This window comes from Pedobacter humicola, assembly GCF_056490705.1.
The window spans coordinates 222,710-241,192 of sequence record NZ_JBWJIG010000010.1; the positions used below are offsets into that span (position 1 = coordinate 222,710).

Annotated in this window: 16 protein-coding genes; 9 read left to right on the forward strand and 7 right to left on the reverse strand. The window is 38.0% G+C overall.

Annotation, left to right across the window (positions count from 1 at the left end; translation table 11 throughout):
• Positions 1-3 precede the first annotated feature (3 nt).
• Positions 4-393 carry a bactofilin family protein gene (locus AC04Q1_RS16795; RefSeq protein ID WP_478365732.1) on the forward strand — a complete coding sequence of 130 codons (390 nt, stop codon included), beginning with the start codon at positions 4-6 and terminating at the stop codon, positions 391-393.
• A gap of 53 nt (positions 394-446) precedes the next feature.
• Here the strand turns inward: AC04Q1_RS16795 and AC04Q1_RS16800 are convergent, their stop codons facing one another.
• On the reverse strand, positions 447-875 hold the full coding sequence (locus AC04Q1_RS16800) for a CBS domain-containing protein (protein WP_478365733.1): 429 nt from the start codon (positions 873-875) through the stop codon (positions 447-449).
• Between the two features lie 396 nt (positions 876-1,271).
• Between AC04Q1_RS16800 and ahcY the strand changes: the two genes are divergently transcribed.
• Positions 1,272-2,588 (forward strand): adenosylhomocysteinase, encoded by a 1,317-nt coding sequence (gene ahcY / locus AC04Q1_RS16805; protein ID WP_478365734.1) that lies wholly within the window; start codon positions 1,272-1,274, stop codon positions 2,586-2,588.
• A 307-nt stretch (positions 2,589-2,895) separates the two neighbouring features.
• Positions 2,896-3,237 carry a DUF6370 family protein gene (locus AC04Q1_RS16810; protein WP_478365735.1) on the forward strand — a complete coding sequence of 114 codons (342 nt, stop codon included), beginning with the start codon at positions 2,896-2,898 and terminating at the stop codon, positions 3,235-3,237.
• Between the two features lie 119 nt (positions 3,238-3,356).
• On the opposite strand, the gene AC04Q1_RS16815 is transcribed toward AC04Q1_RS16810, so the two are convergent.
• The 4 genes from AC04Q1_RS16815 to AC04Q1_RS16830 all read right to left on the reverse strand — a co-directional run bounded on the left by AC04Q1_RS16815 (position 3,357) and on the right by AC04Q1_RS16830 (position 7,328).
• Positions 3,357-4,322 carry a polysaccharide deacetylase family protein gene (locus tag AC04Q1_RS16815; RefSeq protein WP_478365736.1) on the reverse strand — a complete coding sequence of 322 codons (966 nt, stop codon included), beginning with the start codon at positions 4,320-4,322 and terminating at the stop codon, positions 3,357-3,359.
• A 34-nt stretch (positions 4,323-4,356) separates the two neighbouring features.
• A complete protein-coding gene (locus AC04Q1_RS16820) occupies positions 4,357-4,854 on the reverse strand; it encodes a hypothetical protein (protein WP_478365737.1) in 498 nt (165 codons plus the stop codon).
• A gap of 451 nt (positions 4,855-5,305) precedes the next feature.
• Positions 5,306-5,686, reverse strand: coding sequence for a GtrA family protein (locus AC04Q1_RS16825; protein WP_478365738.1), 381 nt, complete (start codon positions 5,684-5,686; stop codon positions 5,306-5,308).
• 1 nt (position 5,687) lies between these two features.
• On the reverse strand, positions 5,688-7,328 hold the full coding sequence (locus tag AC04Q1_RS16830; RefSeq protein WP_478365739.1) for an ArnT family glycosyltransferase: 1,641 nt from the start codon (positions 7,326-7,328) through the stop codon (positions 5,688-5,690).
• An 83-nt stretch (positions 7,329-7,411) separates the two neighbouring features.
• Here AC04Q1_RS16830 and AC04Q1_RS16835 point away from each other — a divergent pair, with 83 nt between their 5' ends.
• The 4 genes from AC04Q1_RS16835 (at position 7,412) to AC04Q1_RS16850 (ending at position 12,633) form a co-directional block, all read left to right on the forward strand.
• On the forward strand, positions 7,412-8,128 hold the full coding sequence (locus AC04Q1_RS16835; RefSeq protein ID WP_478365740.1) for a pyridoxine 5'-phosphate synthase: 717 nt from the start codon (positions 7,412-7,414) through the stop codon (positions 8,126-8,128).
• A gap of 57 nt (positions 8,129-8,185) precedes the next feature.
• Positions 8,186-9,082 carry an EamA family transporter gene (locus AC04Q1_RS16840; RefSeq protein WP_478365741.1) on the forward strand — a complete coding sequence of 299 codons (897 nt, stop codon included), beginning with the start codon at positions 8,186-8,188 and terminating at the stop codon, positions 9,080-9,082.
• A 107-nt stretch (positions 9,083-9,189) separates the two neighbouring features.
• The gene (locus AC04Q1_RS16845) at positions 9,190-9,753 is read left to right on the forward strand and encodes a hypothetical protein (protein WP_478365742.1); all 564 of its coding nucleotides are present in this window, start codon (positions 9,190-9,192) and stop codon (positions 9,751-9,753) included.
• A 330-nt stretch (positions 9,754-10,083) separates the two neighbouring features.
• Positions 10,084-12,633 carry a TlpA family protein disulfide reductase gene (locus AC04Q1_RS16850; RefSeq protein ID WP_478365743.1) on the forward strand — a complete coding sequence of 850 codons (2,550 nt, stop codon included), beginning with the start codon at positions 10,084-10,086 and terminating at the stop codon, positions 12,631-12,633.
• A 116-nt stretch (positions 12,634-12,749) separates the two neighbouring features.
• Here AC04Q1_RS16850 and AC04Q1_RS16855 read toward each other — a convergent pair whose 3' ends face one another.
• On the reverse strand, positions 12,750-13,601 hold the full coding sequence (locus tag AC04Q1_RS16855) for a hypothetical protein (protein WP_478365744.1): 852 nt from the start codon (positions 13,599-13,601) through the stop codon (positions 12,750-12,752).
• A gap of 349 nt (positions 13,602-13,950) precedes the next feature.
• Here AC04Q1_RS16855 and gcvP point away from each other — a divergent pair, with 349 nt between their 5' ends.
• Positions 13,951-16,827: an aminomethyl-transferring glycine dehydrogenase gene (gcvP, locus tag AC04Q1_RS16860; protein WP_478365745.1), complete on the forward strand. Its 2,877-nt coding sequence runs from the start codon at positions 13,951-13,953 to the stop codon at positions 16,825-16,827.
• Between the two features lie 166 nt (positions 16,828-16,993).
• Here the strand turns inward: gcvP and AC04Q1_RS16865 are convergent, their stop codons facing one another.
• Positions 16,994-17,572 (reverse strand): hypothetical protein, encoded by a 579-nt coding sequence (locus tag AC04Q1_RS16865; protein ID WP_478365746.1) that lies wholly within the window; start codon positions 17,570-17,572, stop codon positions 16,994-16,996.
• A 251-nt stretch (positions 17,573-17,823) separates the two neighbouring features.
• On the opposite strand from AC04Q1_RS16865, the gene AC04Q1_RS16870 reads away from it, so the two are divergent.
• Positions 17,824-18,411: a YceI family protein gene (locus AC04Q1_RS16870; protein WP_478365747.1), complete on the forward strand. Its 588-nt coding sequence runs from the start codon at positions 17,824-17,826 to the stop codon at positions 18,409-18,411.
• Positions 18,412-18,483: the final 72 nt, after the last annotated feature.

The following is an 18,483-nucleotide window of genomic DNA, read 5'->3' on the forward strand; positions in this document are numbered from 1 at the left end:
CGCATGTTCAAGAAAAACAACCCAATTAAAGACTTAAACCAACAGGAAATTTCTACCATTATTGGCCTCGGATTTACAATAACCGGCGAATTAAAAGGAAAAGCAGTAGTCAGGATCGATGGTACTGTAATCGGAAATGTAAATGTGGAAGGTGGTATTGTTTTAGGTGAAAAAGGGATGATCAAGGGTGATATCCAAACCGCTTCAGCCATTATTTATGGAACGGTTAACGGTAATGTAAAAAGCCAGAATCTGGAAATAAAAAAGACGGACAAGGTTAATGGCGACATTAAAACAGAAGCCATTGAAATTGAAATGGGCGCACAGTACAACGGTAAGCTGGAAATGCACCAATCCGGTAAAATAGAAGACAAAGTAGCGGTGAAAGCTTAGGCATCACTTCTTAATGGTTGGCGACTCACCAACCAATACAATCTATATCACCATTATCCACTAATATAGCTTTCTAATTGCGAAATGGTCTGTTTTTGATCGGCAATGATAAACTTTACCACATCACCGATCGAAACCATTCCTTTTACTTCCCCGTTTTCTACAACCGGTAAATGTCGGATGTGTTGGTCAGTCATCAGTTCCATGCAATAGTCGATCGTATCGCTTAAATTAATCGTGATCGGTTTGGCGGTCATGGCCTCCTTAATTAAGGTATCTTTTGACGATTTGCCCTGAAGGATGATTTTTCGCGCATAATCCCGCTCTGTAAAAATGCCATGGAGCGTATTGTTTTCCATGACCAATACTGCGCTGATGTTTTTTTCTGTCATTACTTTTAAGGCATCTAAAACAGAAATATTTTCTGATACCGAGATAATCCGTACCTGTTTGGTATCTAACAATTGTTTTACGCTTTTCATAAAGTTCTATTTGGTTACAACAATTTAAGAAATAATTAGCTGTAAATCAAAGTTTTATTTTTGATGATTAAAGGTGTTTGAAAGAAGTCAAGTTAATATACGCCTGGTCATATTAAACTTAACTTCTTTGGAATTCTATCAAAGGATCTCATTACTTTAAACAGGAAGTTCAGCTCCCGATTGAAAATCGGGCCCGTAGTGGATGGCAGGAGGGAACCCAACCGAAGAACTACTGGGCTTTGCTGTCCAAAAGATAGTTAAGGCATTAGGTATGGATGTTTTGTTGTGAAAAATCAGCTAGTTATTTTACATTCAATAAATTACCTAGTGCTTTTAATTATTTGGCTTTGACAAAGCTATGCCGTAACTTTGCATTTCATTTAAAAACAAATAATTATGTCATCAGTAGAGACTTCTTATATTCCTTACAAAGTTAAGGACATTTCACTGGCAGAATGGGGCCGTAAAGAAATCGAATTAGCCGAAGCAGAAATGCCAGGTTTAATGAGTTTACGTAAAGAATTCGGTCCAACACAACCGTTAAAAGGTGCACGTATTGCAGGCTGTCTGCACATGACCATCCAAACGGCTGTTTTAATTGAAACATTGGTGGCCCTTGGTGCTGAAGTTACCTGGTCATCTTGCAATATTTTTTCTACTCAGGATCATGCTGCGGCTGCAATTGCTGCTGCTGGTATTCAGGTTTATGCCTGGAAAGGTTTAAACGAAGAAGAATTCGACTGGTGTATTGAGCAAACTTTACACTTCGGTCCGGAGCAACAACCATTAAACATGATTTTGGATGATGGTGGCGATTTAACCAACATGGTTTTTGATAAATACCCTGAGCTGATTGCAGCTATTAAAGGTTTGTCAGAAGAAACCACCACTGGTGTACACCGTTTATACGAAAGAATGAAAAACGGAACATTGCACTTACCTGCAATTAACGTGAACGATTCGGTTACCAAATCTAAATTTGATAACAAATACGGATGTCGTGAGTCGTTAGTAGATGCGATCCGTCGTGCTACCGATGTCATGATGGCTGGAAAAGTAGCTGTTGTTTGTGGTTATGGTGATGTAGGTAAAGGTTCTGCAGAATCATTAAGCTCACAGGGTGTACGTGTTATTGTGACCGAAATTGACCCGATCTGTGCTTTACAGGCTGCAATGGAAGGTTATGAAGTTAAAAAACTGGCTACTGCAATTAAAGAAGCAGATATCGTGGTAACCACAACTGGTAACTGTGATATCGTTCGCGAACAACATTTCAGAGCATTAAAAGATAAAGCGATTGTTTGTAACATCGGCCACTTCGATAACGAAATCGATATGGCCTGGTTAAACGGCGCTTATGGCGATACGAAAGTGGAAATTAAACCACAGGTTGATAAATATACCATTGATGGTAAAGATGTAATCATCCTGGCCGAAGGTCGTTTGGTTAACTTAGGTTGCGCAACTGGTCACCCAAGTTTTGTAATGAGTAACTCATTCACCAACCAAACTTTGGCGCAATTGGAACTTTGGACAAACACAGGTGCTTACGAAAACAAAGTTTATACTTTGCCTAAACATTTAGACGAAAAAGTTGCCCGTTTGCACTTGGAGAAAATCGGTGTAGAGTTAGATGTTTTAGATCAACACCAGGCCGATTATATCGGTGTGCCGGTAGAAGGTCCTTTCAAAGCAGATACTTACAGATACTAGTTCAGTTTGCAGTTTTTGGTTAACAGTTAGCTAAAGATTCATAACATAAGAGGGATGTGCAAATTGCACATCCCTTTTTTATTTCCTCCGATTTATTGGAGATTGCCCGAATGACGGAGTATCCCTAAAAGTTAGATGAATTTTTTATTTTTTAGAAAACGTTAGTGTAGTGGTTCTTCGGAGGTTTCAGTCCTGCTGTCCACTTTATCCCGATAAAAATCGGGATGTTCGTTTTCATCAGGTTTAGTTTACAAAGAATTGCGGTTCTTTTGTTCTTGAAAACTTACATTTGAAAAAAGAAAACACAATGAAAAAGTTAATATTTGCTTTGGTTCTTGGTTTATTTACTATTGCTGTAAATGCCCAAACCACACCTCAAAAAGCAGCAACGGCAAAAGTGCTTAGCAATAAGGTTGTCGATATTGCCTGTGGCGAATGCCAGTTTAAAATGAAGGGTAAAGATTGCGAATTAGCGGTAAAGATAGATGGCAAAGCTTATTTTGTTGATGGAAAAAACATCGACGATTTTGGTGATGCACATGGCGAACATGGTTTTTGCAATGCAGTAAGCAAAGCAGAGGTTAGCGGCGAAATTGTAAACAACCGTTTTAAGGCAACTTCGATCAAATTGTTGCCAGTTAAAAAATAGTTTTACCGCAAAGGAAGAAAAATTTTTCGTGAAGAGCGCAAAGCTTGATTAGTTATACATTCTGCTTTGCGCGCTTTGCGTCTTGTCTTTGTGCGCTTTGCGGTTAAAAGCGTGATAGGTTATTCAAATTCCTTCTCCAAACCTTGTCTTAAATCGAAAAGCAGCCATTGTTTACTTTTTACATCGGCTTGCCGGGTTTTTAATAACTGGATAAAATCTTTCACCCCAATTTCTTCATTGCCATTGCCGTGGATCAATACGATACTACCAGCATTGGGCTGTTGGCCTTTGGCCAGCCATGCATCGCTTCCCACCGGGATTAATCCATAGGCTTCAATTTTTTCAACAATGGCCTTATCAGACACTAATCCTGGGAAACGGAAAAATACAGAGGGCGTTAAGCCGTTTTTAAGCATGAGCTTTTCGTTCTCCAATACCTCTACATCTAAATCGGTTCCGGGAGCAAGTAAAAAATTTTCGGCTAAAGGCAGTTTATTTACTTCATGGTTGTAGGTATGGTTTACCCAGGTAATATCCAGTTCCTTTTTCTCTACTAAACTTTTCAACCAGTTCAGGTCATCCTGATGTTTCAACATCCATTTGCCAGAAACAGAAACGGCTAACGGAGCAGGCTGTTCTATCTTTTTAAATTCGTCAAAAACAGATTGAAAAATAACCCTGTCTAAAGTTTTATGCGAGGGACAAAGATCGATGGTTAAAGTAATTCCCTTTTCATTCGGAATGGCATGATCGATGCCTGCATTTTGAAGCTGTAAATCTTTGGCTGCAGCTGCTTCTATCGACTTAATATAGACTGTATTTTTGAAAATCGCCAATACGTTTGAATATTGCAGACTGCTTGTGGTATAGTTGCCCGCCAGATCTACTTTGGTATCTAAAGTTTCAGGATTCACCAGTAACAGATACTTTTGATTATCCGCAGAAAAGCTTCTCCACGCCAACAGCTTTTCACTGGCATGGGTTGCAACGGCAAAATTCACTTTATAACGTTTGATATTATCGAAATTTTGAGCAAAACCGATTTTGGATATCAGCAGCAATAAAAGCAATAATTTAGATTTCATGAAGCGGGATGCAGTTGTATTAACGTGTTCCTAATTAAATGAAATGAAGGTTTTCTGTTTTTTTATCTTTCTTTTTTTCCTTCTGGTCTTTTTTGTACTCTTTTTTTAGTTCACGCAGTTCTTGTCGCATTTCTTTTCTGGCTTCTCTTTTTTCTGCACTACTGTCGAATTCTTCCTGTTTAAAATCGTCGATGATTTCTTTTTTTTCGATCTCGTAATTCATTTGGTCAGCATTGTCGTTTAAGCTCTTCATCATCATATTGGTTAAGGCTTTTTGATCGCCGACCGAAGTAGATTTGCCCATTTTTTCGGCCTCCTTCAACTGTTTGAGCATCGTAGCGGCCATTTGTTTAGGCATGGCGCTTTTTAATTGTTTCTCTACATCTTTCCATTCTTTCGCACTCATCTTTTTTGTAGAATCAGTAGCGGATAATCGTGATAAAGAGGTTTTTGAGATGGATTGTGGTTGAGATGCGATTGCTGATAATGAAGCGGTGCACACAGTCAATAACAGGAACAATAATTTTTTCATAAGCTTTAGATTAAGATAATTGAATTTACAGAAATCTTTCGATTAACTAAACCTTTAGCAGATTATTTAAGAATCTATTGTTTCCTTATTTAAAATCTTTCTAATTTAATGTAAATCCATTATCTTTACCATCATCGTCCAATGAACAAAGAAAAAGTAAAATTATGGTTTAAGCGGGTGGGCCTGATTGGGTTTTTATTCTTCCTGATTAAAGGATTAATATGGCTTGTTGTATTCTATGTTATCGGCAAAAACGTTACTTAAATAGTTTATTAGTTCACTCGTCATTGGTGCATTGGGCCGGGCGAATTGCCTTAACAAGTTGTTTAAATTTGTCGTCATCCTGAACTTGTTTTATTAGTCATCTTTAGTGTTTTTAATGACCTAATAGCTACTTCGTGGTCAGGATCTATTCTGAAATTATAATCATGAGTAACTAATCCAGAATCTCTTACCTAAACGTAAACAGCATATTTGCGAGGAAATTCCAAACAAAAACAATTACAATTGCAAAAAATTTAGCTACATAAAAATTGGTTCCGTTTTTCCTTTGATGAAAAAGATAAATGATAAAAGTATTCAGTCCCAAGCCAATTAAACTTACCACTAAAAACTTGCTGAATTCGGTTGCCCAGTGGGTATTGGTGCTTTCGAATGTCCACACACGGTTGATCAGGTAATTATTGGTCACCGCAAGTGTAAAGCCGATCGCATTTGCAATGTATTTGTTCATTTTAATCTTCTCCTTGCACAACCAGGTGGCACCGAAATCGATCGCCATGCCAAGGAAACCTGTTAATCCAAACTTTAAGATGCGAAAGAATAAATCCATGTTAATGTATTTTAACCAAATAAAAGTGCTCTAAAACCTGAGGGCGGGTTTTCGCATTCAAAAATTTACCTGTTAGCTTAGTGGTGTGAAAATATTCAAACGATTTTAGGATTTCAGCGTGATATTCGCTTTTTAGTTTAGCAAGTTCTTGCTCAGGAATATAAACAACCAAATCTTTTAGGTGCTTTGATTGGTCTAGATCGTTATAATTATGCAAATATTTTACTTCTCCCGGCGCATAAAAATCAAAAGAGAACGCATCGATATAATTTAATACTGCAGGTTTGGCTGTAGGATAATTTTGCTTCAACCAATTTCCCGCCTGCATGCCCGATTGATATTTTAAAAGGGCAGGATAGAAAAAGACAAAGAGAAATATCATTAATCCAATTGATAAAAAGGCACTTCTGGCAATGATGGTTTCTAGCAAAACGCCTTTAAATAACAAGAATGCAAAGGCAAGAACAACAATCAGTATACCAATAATTAAATAAGGATTTTCAAAACCAAAGAAATAAGCCAGGGCAGAAAGTAAGGCAATAACCAAAATGAAAATGATATTCTGGATGAGGAAGAAGGTTTTTATACCCTTGCTGCTAAGTTTCCTTAAATAAAGCGCTGTGATGATCGAGAACTGGGGAAAAATAATCAGGATATAATGCGGCAGCTGAAATTTGGAAAGTGAAAAGATCAGAAAAGTAACGGCGGCACTTGCCCAGATCATAATGCTTTCTGGTGCCAAAGAAATTCTATTTCTTCTTTTAAACAGGTTTATGACTGCGGTATAGAACAATACAGACCAGGGCAGAAATGCCCAAAGGGTAGTATGCAGGAAAAAGGAGATATCGCCTTTCCCTTTAATAGGCCCATTATTAAAAAAACGCCCAAACTGACTGTCCCAGAAGAAAAATTTTAAACCCGAAACACCTGTTCTCTCGAAAACAATTTTTTCAGGATGCAGATCGAATTGCGTGTAAAGCGAATACAGTTCGGGTGTGATAAAAACAAAAATCAAAAGAATGGCAACATACCATTTGGGTTTGATCAATTGTTGGTATTGTTTCGTAAACAACCAATAAATTATGAAACCCGCAAATACAGGGATCAGTACAAAAATGCCTTTAATCAGTATCGCGCAGGCAGCAAAAAATGAGCCTGCCACCAGGTGCCAAAAAGAATTTTGGTGTGCCTTATAATAATGGAAAATAGATGCCAGTGTAAAAGTGGTGATGTAAATTTCGGCCCGAACATCGAATGTAGAAGTGATAATATGTAGGGCACTCAGAAAAATTACTGCACTGATCAGTCCGGTTTTCTCATCGTATATATCCTTAGCTAATCTGTATAGATAGCCTGCACCTAATAAACCGAATAAAAATGAAGGCAGTTTATAGGCAAAGGATGACATGCCGAAAATTTTAAAGGATGCTGCCGAGATCCAGAAGGTGAGGTGTGGTTTGTCCAGCCAATCTGCCCCGCGACCATAAAGATTAAACCAATCTTTAAACAGGATGATGTTTTTAGACATGGAGGCATATAATGCTCCATCAGGTTCCATTACGCCGCCAAAAAGTGCTGGTATACTTGCAATTGCGAGTAAAACGATCAGGAATTTATATAGGGTTGTATCTTTTAAGTTCATTTATAAGAAGCAAATATGAGCAAAAAAAAGTCAAATTTTTTGAAGGTTTAAGATTAACAGAGGCAAAGCCTTATCTTTGCTTTATGACAAAGTTATCGGTTAATATCAATAAAATTGCTACGCTTCGCAACAGTCGCGGAGGTAATAATCCTGATTTAGTTAAGGTTGCATTAGACTGCGAACGATTTGGTGCACAGGGAATTACCGTGCATCCACGCCCTGATGAGCGCCATATCCGCTACCAGGATGTTTACGATTTAAAGGCTGTTATTGCTACAGAATTTAATATTGAGGGCAATTGTAGGGAAGATAAATTTGTCGACCTGGTTTTAGCCAACAAACCTGCACAGGTTACTTTGGTGCCAGATGCCGAAGGACAGATTACTTCTAACCACGGCTGGGATACCATCAAACATAAAGATTACCTGAAAGAAATGGTGGCCGTTTTTCAAAAGGAAGGCATCCGTGTTTCTATTTTTGTAGATCCATTGGTAAAGATGGTTGAAGGTGCCGTAGAAACTGGAACAGACCGGATTGAGCTGTACACTGAAGCTTATGCACATAATTATTACGCCGATCGCGAAAAGGCGATTGTAAGTTATATTGCGGCAGCACATCATGCCAATACTTTAGGTTTGGGAATTAATGCCGGGCACGACCTCGATTTGCATAACCTGCACTATTTTGCACAGAGTATACCAGGTTTATTAGAAGTTTCCATTGGCCATGCGCTCATTAGCGACGCACTTTATTTAGGTTTGGAAACCACCGTTCAGAAATATTTACAACAATTGGCGTAACCTGAGTTTAGCCAATCTAGATAGTTCATACTTGATACTACACCTGGTAATTTATACATGTTAAAAGGAATTCTCCTTGTTTTTTTTGGTGCCTGTAGTTTTGGTATCCTTTCTACTTTTGTTAAACTGGCCTATCATGAAGGTTATACTTTAGGTGATGTAACAGGTGCGCAGGCTTTCTTCGGAGCGGTAATTTTATGGATGTTATTTTTCTTCCAGAGCAGAACCGCAGGTTACAAAGCCAAGGCAATTGCCATTAAAACACCCTGGTGGAAGATGCTACTGGCAGGAACGTGTACGGGTTTGGTCAGCATTTTTTACTATCAATGTGTAAAACTTGTGCCCAACTCGGTTGCTATTATTCTGTTGATGCAGTTTATCTGGATGAGTATTTTAATGGAGTATCTCATTTTTAAAAAGAAACCCACAGGTCTACAGCTTTTAGCTATCGTATTGGTTTTAGGTGGGACGGTTTTGGCCAGTGGAATGCTAGAAACGAGCATCGGAAGCATGAATTTGAAGGGGATTGGTTTTGGCTTACTGGCGGCTATCTGTTATGCTGGTTTCTTATTACTCAGCGGCAGAATTGGTACTGAATACCCGGCGTTACAAAAAAGCGCTTTGATGATAACCGGCGCCTGTATATTGATCTTCATTATTTTCCCACCAACATTTTTGTTTAATGGTGCTTTGGGCGGAAGTTTATTAAAATGGGGATTGATCATCTCCGTTTTCGGTACGGTTATTCCGCCTTTATTTTTTGCGGAGGGAGTACCCAGGATTGGAACAGCCGTGAGTTCGATATTAAGTGCCGCAGAATTGCCTGTGGCCGTAATGATGGCTGGTTTTGTATTACAAGAACAAGTATCGTTTTTAAGGTGGGTTGGGGTTGTAGTGATTCTATCAGCAATGATTTTACCGAATTTAAAATATTTGAAAAGAGGTAGAGGGTAGAAAGGTTGAGGGTGTAAGGTTAAATTTGCGATAAATAATCTTCTGACTTTCGGACCTCCGACTTACAAAAAAAATAAATATCTTTAAAAAGCATAAAGCATATACACATGAGAAAACTTACCATTTATATCCTATCCTTAATCATCGTTGGCTTAGCGGCATGTAAAACCAAAACCACCATCAACCAGGATGAGGCTGCAGAGGTAATCACTGATTATTTAAAAGCCAATCCTGAGTATAAAACCACCCGCTTTAAATTTGGGGAGATGAAATTCAACAGTACAAACGATATGTTCGAGCTGGGGAAATATAAATCTTTGGCGAGTAAAGGTTTGGTTTCGTTAAGTTTGAAAGAAGCAAAGAAAAAATTCTTATCGAAAGATAGCAGCTATGTTTATCAGATTACTTTAACTGATAAGGCAAGTCCGTTAGTGTTGAAGCAGGATGGTGATAAAGCTACCGTGAAAGTTGTAGAATATGTGTTATCAGATGAAAAACCTGTTGATTTTGCACAGGTAAACTCAAGCACGGCAAAGGTTACCGTATCACTAAAAATGACGACTACTGATTTTGAACCTTTTGATAAGGACGCGAATAAAAACAGCAACTTCATCACGAAAACCTATAAGTTAAAGTTGAGTAAAGATGAGGGCTGGAAGGTGCAGAAGTAGAGTAGAAGATCAAAACTGAAAGACCAAAACGTATACCTATTGCGCCCTGCAACCCGTGTTTATTACTGTTACCGTTGTTTTTAAACCCGATGGACGCGAAAATCCTTTTGGCTATGGTGCTGGGCGTAGCGAAGAACAACCAGAAGATTGCTGGGGATAGCGGAAGCAGACTGAATTTAGCACAGTCATTCCTTTCCTCATGATGAGGTTTAAAAAAAGAACAAACGTTTGTTTTAGTTTAAAAAGCGGAACTGCTTGATTTTTAACATTTTTTAAGAAATTTTAGGTTAAAAACTTGATATCTTCATCAGTCTAATCTAAATAATAAACATGAAAAATCTAGCTCAGCTCCTCACCTCCATTTTCTTTTTTTATTTAATTCCTGCCAATGCAAAACCCATTGTACCCAAAAATCTTCTTGGTTTTTGGAGTTACAAAGTAACAAAGGTAGGCAACTGGAACGGGACCTTAATTGGCGATAATTATGTTGAGTATAACTATCGGATGTACATGGTCGACAGTGTTAAGAACGGTAACGGAATCTGCACAATATGGCTCAACACAGGAAGTGAAAATCCTTTGACTTTAGAAATTAAAGCACCTGATAAAGGCAAAGCCCTATTGAAATTCAATAGATGGGAAAAAGAAATTTCCTGCACATGGAGCGCTTCCGATCCTGATATTAAAGTTTATAATAAAGGCCAAATCCCATCTTACTATTTTAACAAATGGATAAGTACACCATCCCATTCCGGTTTCTACATCACCACTAAACATAAAATGCTTTATCAAAATAAGGAATGGGATATCGCATGGGCCGGAAATTATATGGATAAAGAAGAGCGGTTTCTCTTAAAAGATAAAGATAGCTGTAGAATGGTTTATGTACACAAGTTGGCCAAAGCATTAAGGGTAAATAGTTTGGAAGGGCCGGTGATTTATACTTCCATCGCTAAAAACCCATTAGTATACCAATTTTTAGGTAATTGGATAAACGATGCTACAAATGTATGGCACTATGGTTTTTTCGAAGACTTTGCCATCTATAACCAAAAGATTTATCCTTATCGAAGTATAGAAAAAAATGGAAAAAGTTATAAAATTACCCTTATTGATGATAAGAAAGAGAAAAATATCCAATTTACAGCAAAAAATGACAGCGTTGCCCAGCTAGTTGATGACAAGGGTACAAATATAGTTTATCTGTTAAAAAAAGAATTTAAATCCAATAAAACAGGAGATACTTCTGCATTTAAAGATAGCCATTTTGCTAAGGTGGATACAGCAATTATTACCGGGTATTTAAGAAATCCAGTCAATAACAAACCTTTTTCGGTTGGTTTTACCGATCATCTGAAAGATGAACAGGTAAATTACTATGGCGATCTGGATAGCAATGGATTTTTTACGGTGAAAATACCTTTGTTAAATACTACCCAGGTTTTTTTAGATTGGGAAAGAAATGGGACTATTGATGTAATCGAGCCGGGTGAACATTATTTTTTCTATGAAGATGCCAATACCCAGGTAAGGAGTGCGATGGGCGATAATGCAGGCTTTCATAACGAACTGCTTAACTACAAGTATTATGGCCCATATTCAGAAGCTAAGCAGAGTGACTATGACGCCAAAAGAAAAGCGGATGTATTGACTTTTTTAGCGATTAGCAAAAAAGAATATGATAATGGAACTGCTTATCTGAACAGCCATTTAAAAAGATACCCGAATGCAAGTTGCCGTTTTAAATATTTCGTATCAGAAGGTTATAAATACGAATTGGGATGGAATTTAATGCAGAAGAGATTTGCTTTAAAAGGAAAAGAGAAATTTCCTGAATCATTTATGAAGTTTGTAGATGATAGCTTATATAAAAATACACCACCCAAACCCTTTACCTTGGTTAGAGACTTTTCTACATTTAACAGAGATTATTATGCCTATCTGCGTAAAGATAATGAGGTTTCAGTTGATTGGGACGATGTTGTTATTGAAATGATCGATTCAGGTGAAATGAAGCTCTCGGCCAAAGAAAAAGAGGCTGTATTGAACCAGATCGAACTAAATAGAACAGGGTCAAAAGACTCACTAAAAACTACCCGGCTCTTAAAAATCTTCACTGCCGATAAACGTAAGCTGGCAGAAACTACAAGACAGATGTATAGGGAACAGATTAGGGACAATGCAATTAAAAAATTACACATAAAATCTCTTGATGCAGATGTGAAAATTGCCAATAGCATTTCAAATGAAGATTTAAGGCAGGGCATTATAGCTCGAAATTTTTATCAATATTTTGAATCTACCCATACTTCGATGCCAGATACTTCTTTTAAATATTTTATGGTCAATTTGAAGAGTGGTTTCTACCGGAATGAGATTGAAAAACGGCAGCTTGCTTATCAAAATATGTCGAAGGTTGATCCTGAATATATTGAGAGCTTAAAAAGAACTGATTACTTAAAAAATGCAAAAAATGCGGATTCTCTGTTTGCTGAGTTAATTAAGCCCTATAGGGGAAAGGTAATTTATGTTGATTTTTGGGGTACCTGGTGCGGCCCATGTAAGGGAGAAATGCCGTATGTGCAATCTGTTAAAGATGCCTTGAAAGGAAAAGATGTTGTTTTTATGTATTTCGCAAACCAATCACCGGAAGAAAGCTGGAAAAATATTATTAATGAATACCATTTAACCGGTGAAAATGCCGTGCATTACCGCTTACCTGAGCTACAGCAGAATATGATAGAAAGAAGATTTTCTATAAATAGTTTTCCAACCTATATTCTAATAGATAAAGAAGGAAATGTGAACACCATGAAAGCCCCGCGCCCTAGTGATAAAGATCAATTGGTGGTAGCGGTGAATAACCTACTTACCAAATAATGCATATTGATATATTTCTTGCGGCCCAGCTTTACCGGTCGCAAGAAATTATTTGCCTTCTCAATCAAAGATTTACTAACGACCAGTACTTTTCAGGAAGAAAAAATAACCAGCAATTATCTACCGGCCCTTTTCTGAATAAAAGTTTTGAGTTTCTTAAATACATCTACCTTTTTAGGCCTTTCCTTCCCATCGTGGGTTAAGTTATTGTCGTAATGGTTTTGCAGTTCTGCAGCATAGTCTTTTTGAGCTTGACTTCCTGATTCTAACAGCCCGATAAAGCGAAGCGCATTTGAATTTAATGTACTGTTAAATGAGACGGCGTAATATTCACTTCTTAACGATGGATTTTGATTGTTGTTAATTTCGGCTGCACCATTTTCAGCAAAGCAGTCGGCGTGAAGGATTAGAGGGTTTAATTTTTTTAACCTTTGTGTGCCTTTGCGCTCGTTTCTCCAGGGGTGTTCTTTTTTATGGAGCTGGGCAAGCAGGAAATCTTTTTTCCAAAGGGTAACCTGGTGCGACATAAGAAATTGCGATATTTCATTATCTAACTCCGCGATATTAAATCCTTCAATAAAATTGGTAGTTTCTTTGGTTTTGTATACATCGGCACTGTGGAGCTTTACCTGTTGCCAATTGTTTTTGGCGGCTTGTTCGAACAAAGCTGAAAAGAATTTAGCATTCACCGGTTTGCTTAACCACATATCTTCCTGGAAATAGAGTACATACTCTTCCTCTAAATTTGTCAATAGCGTTACCAAACGGTCGGCCCACTCACCTTTACCCGATCTGATGTTCCTGAAGCCCTCTACCTCTGCTTTTTTTTCTTCGGTTGCGAAATAATAGTTACATGGGATGTTAAAATCCCAGTTTGCTGAAAAAGCATAATCAAAGCCTTTATACAGAAATTCATAACGATCGCAGGCATGAACGAGAAGAGCAACGTTATTTGTAGATGTGGACATAAATAAATCTATGGTGGGTTTAAGCATCTCAAATGTATGAAAATGGATTTTTTACTTGCCTTAAGTAGCTTCTATTTTACATGACAAGGTCGTTCATGCCTCATCTATAGGGGCAACAAAAAGATGGAAGTTAAGCGTGTTTGCGAATTTAATTTTATAATAGTAATGGCTATCCAAATGATCAGGTAATTAAACAAAACTGAACAAACGTTTGTCTTTCTGCTTATGAATAAAATCTACCAATTTTGTCGCTTTTAAGTGTAAATAGGACGCCTTTTTTACACTGATTGATAGTGAAATACAACGTCATTTTTGCTACATTTGCACGCAAATTTATTATTCATACCGCATGAGCTTAAATATCCATTACAAGGAAGATTTTCAAAATCGTCATATTGCACCAAATGAGGCAGATACAGCCGAAATGTTGCAGACTGTTGGCGTAAATTCTATTGATGAGCTGATTGAACAAACTGTACCAACAGCAATTAGGCTGAAACAGCCTTTAAATTTGCCTGCAGCGAAATCAGAAACTGAATATCTTGGTGCTTTAAAACAAACTTCATTGTTGAATAAAGTTTTCAAAAGCTTTATCGGTCAAGGTTATTATGATACCATTACGCCAGGTGTAATTTTACGTAACGTATTTGAAAACCCAGGATGGTACACACAATATACACCATATCAGGCGGAAATTGCTCAAGGCCGTTTACAGGCTTTGTTAAATTTCCAAACGATGGTTATCGATTTAACCGGAATGGAAATTGCCAATGCATCCTTATTGGATGAAGGTACAGCTGCTGCTGAAGCGATGTTTATGCAATACAGCTTGCGTAAAAATCAGGCAGCTAAAAAGTTCTTCGTATCAGAACTGGTTTTTCCTCAAACCATAGATATCTTAAAAACACGTGCCAATCCATATGGCATCGAACTGGTTATCGGAAATCATTTAGATTTCGTGGCTACGGAAGAGTTCTTCGGAGCAATTGTTCAATATCCGGCAGGAAATGGTGAAGTTTTCGATTATAAAAACTTTGCAGCTGAATTGCATAGCAAAAATATTAAACTAACGGTAGCTGCAGATATTTTAAGCTTAACCTTATTAACGCCTCCGGGCGAGTGGGGAGCTGATGTAGTGGTGGGTACAACACAGCGTTTGGGTATACCAATGGGCTTCGGTGGACCGCATGCTGCATTTTTTGCCACGAAAGAAGAGTATAAACGTAACATTCCAGGCCGTATTATTGGTGTAACCATCGATAGCCATGGCGATTATGCTTTACGTATGGCTTTGCAAACCCGCGAGCAGCACATCCGCAGGGATAAAGCAACCTCAAACATCTGTACTGCACAGGCATTGTTGGCTATTATGGCTGGTTTCTATGCTGCTTATCACGGTCCGAAAGGATTAAAGGCTATTGCAGAACGTACCCATGGTTTGGCTATCAGTTTAGCATCTACTTTAAAAGGTTTAGGTTTTGAGCAGTTAAACTCAGCTTATTTTGATACTATCCGTTTCGATTTAGGCGATTTAAAAGGTGGTATTCACTCAGGATGTATCGACAACGAAATCAACTTAAACTATGTTGGTAATGTGGCTACTATTTCGTTTGATGAAACCAGCACTTTTGAAGATGTTGCTTTAATCGCTAAAATCTTTGCTAAAGTGAAAGCTATCGCTGCCGATCAGGTTGAAGTTGAAGAAAATGTGCAAACGGTAATCCCGGTTGCGTTACAACGGACTTCGGCTTACTTAATGCATCCAATATTTAACGCGCACCACTCAGAGCATGAAATGTTGCGTTATATCAAATCTTTAGAAGCAAAAGATTTATCGCTTTGCCACTCGATGATTGCTTTAGGTAGCTGTACCATGAAATTAAATGCAACAGCAGAGATGATCCCGGTTACCTGGTCTCACTTTGGCCGCGTACACCCTTTTGCACCTGCCGATCAGGTATTGGGTTACTATTCTGTATTTAACGAACTGGATAAATGGTTAAGTGAAATTACCGGTTTTGCAGCCATGAGCTTACAGCCAAATGCTGGTGCCCAGGGTGAGTATGCAGGTTTAATGGTTATCCGTGCTTATCATCACGATAGAGGCGATTTCCACCGTAACGTGGCGTTAATTCCTGCTTCTGCTCACGGAACAAACCCTGCTTCTGCAGCAATGGCCGACATGAAAATTGTGGTGGTTAAATCTTTAGAGAATGGTAACATCGATGTTGAAGATTTAAAAGCAAAAGCAGAATTGCATAAAGATAACCTATCGTGTTTAATGGTAACTTATCCATCAACACATGGGGTATTTGAAGAAAGCATCATCGAAATCTGTGAAACTATCCACGCTAACGGCGGACAGGTTTACATGGATGGTGCAAACATGAACGCACAGGTTGGATTAACAAGTCCGGCCAATATTGGTGCCGATGTTTGCCACTTAAACCTACACAAAACATTCTGTATCCCTCACGGTGGTGGTGGTCCGGGCATGGGTCCGATCGGTGTGGCTAAACACCTGGTACCTTATCTTCCTGGTCATGCTGTGGTTGATATCGATAAAGGAAAATCAATTTCTGCAGTTTCATCTGCACCATGGGGTTCCGCTTCCATCCTGATCATTTCTCACGCTTATATTGCGATGATGGGTGCTGAAGGTTTAACGAATGCTACTAAATATGCGATTTTAAACGCCAACTATATGAAAGCGCGTTTAGAGCAACACTATCCTGTATTGTATTCAGGCGCTCAGGGTCGTTGCGCACACGAGATGATTTTAGATTGCCGTTCGTTCAAAGCATTCGGTATCGAAGTGACCGATATTGCCAAACGTTTAATGGATTACGGTTTCCATGCACCAACGGTTTCATTCCCGGTTGCAGGTACTTTAATGGTGGAGCCAACTGAATCGGAGCCTAAACATGAGTTAGACCGTTTCTGTGATGCATTGATCGCAATTAAAAACGAAATTACCGCTGTAGAAAACGGTACTTTAGATAAAGTTGATAACCCATTAAAAAATGCCCCACATACCGTTTCGGTAATTACTGCTAACGAATGGGATCATGCTTATAGCCGTCAAACAGCTGCGTTCCCACTGCCTTATGTGTTAGAGCGCAAGTTCTGGCCTTCAGTTGGTCGCGTTAACGATAGCCATGGCGATAGGGCATTAATCTGCGCTTGTCCGCCGATTGAAAGTTATTTAGAAGAGATCGTACCTTAAAGGTTGAGCGTAGAAAGGTAAAGGGTTTAAGGTTTTTCTTTCCATCGCCATAATTCCCCTCAAAACGCCGCCTAGGTTCGTGTGGCCACGAACATATTCTGTTTATCTGCAAGTTTTATGAATTCGTTTCATAAAGCTTGCAGTTTTTTTTTGGAAATAAATGTAATTAACTTACCCAATTGCTGGACTGTATAAATTCTTCCCAGCCCTCATCAGTCTTTTTATAAACACTTGTGCTTCCATAACCACATAAAAAACCGCAACTATAACCATATTCAAAAATACAGAAGGTACCGTTTCTGAAAAAAATAGGTTTGTGAAACTGATAATAGCCCTTAATGCCTTTTTTATAAACATCTTCCCAGCCTTTACCTTTAAATAACTGGTTCAAACTATCCTGACTGATCGATTTCGTGAATGGCAGAATATGATCCGGCAGGATCTGCTTTTTTATTTTATCAATTTCATTAAGCACAAATTCCTTCTCTTTTTTGGTGTAGACTATCTCATTTACTAGCGAGTTAAATTTAAAGCCTTTTAAAGTATCTGTATCAAAAGATTTCTTGAGCTCCTCAGCAATACCGGTGGGATTCTGATCTAGGTAAAATATTTTTTTGTCTTTGACTTTTAGATTTTCGGTAAAAAACCATTTTAAAAACTGTTTTTCTTTGCTCGATATCGTTTGAGCAGATGTTGTGAGATTAAATATTGTGGTGCAGATGATGAGAATGGTTATTTTTTTCATATTCTTAAGATGATCGGGAAAATATTATTCCATAAATATTGTGATATTTTCAGAAGATATATATCACGCTGTGAAGCTCAAAGACAAATACATATTTTTAAAAAGTAAAGCAATTAAACCATTGCTATCATTCTATAGTCCATAGAATGATTTTAAATAAATCCGATTATTTTTGAAAAAACTTACCATAGGTCAACAACAAGAGATTGATAGTTCATCTATATTTGTATCAAATTTTAAAAAACCAGAAAATGAAATTAAAAATTAGCTCAATTTTTTTATTAGTGGCAGTAGTAGCATTGTCAGCTTTTAAAAACCCAACCAAACCAGTAACTTATACTGTAGATGCAGCAAAATCAACCATTACCTGGATTGGTAAAAAAGTAACAGGTTCTCATAACGGAACAATCGCTTTACAATCAGGTAGCTTAGCCGTTAACGGTAAAAGTGTAACTGGCGGTACTTTCGTAATCGATATGACTTCAATTAAAGATGCTGATGGCAGCGCTAAATTAGAAGGGCACTTAAAAGCAGACGATTTTTTCGGAACTACTAAATTCCCAACTTCAACTTTCGTGATTACTAAAGTTGCTGGTTCAGGCGCAAACGTAACCGTAACCGGTAACTTAACCATCAAAGGTATTACTAAACCATTAAGCTTCCCTGCAACGGTAACCATTAATGCAGATGGCACTGCTTCGGCTTTAGCTGGTAAAATCGTTGTTGACAGAACTAAATATGATATTAAATATGGTTCGAAATCATTCTTCGATAGCATTGGCGACAAAGCAATTGATGATAACTTCGAATTGGCTGTTAAATTGGTAGCTAAGAAATAAACCCCATCCAACCCTCCTGAATTGGAGGGCTTGAAATGCAAAGGCCTCGACATCTGTCGGGGCTTTTTTGTG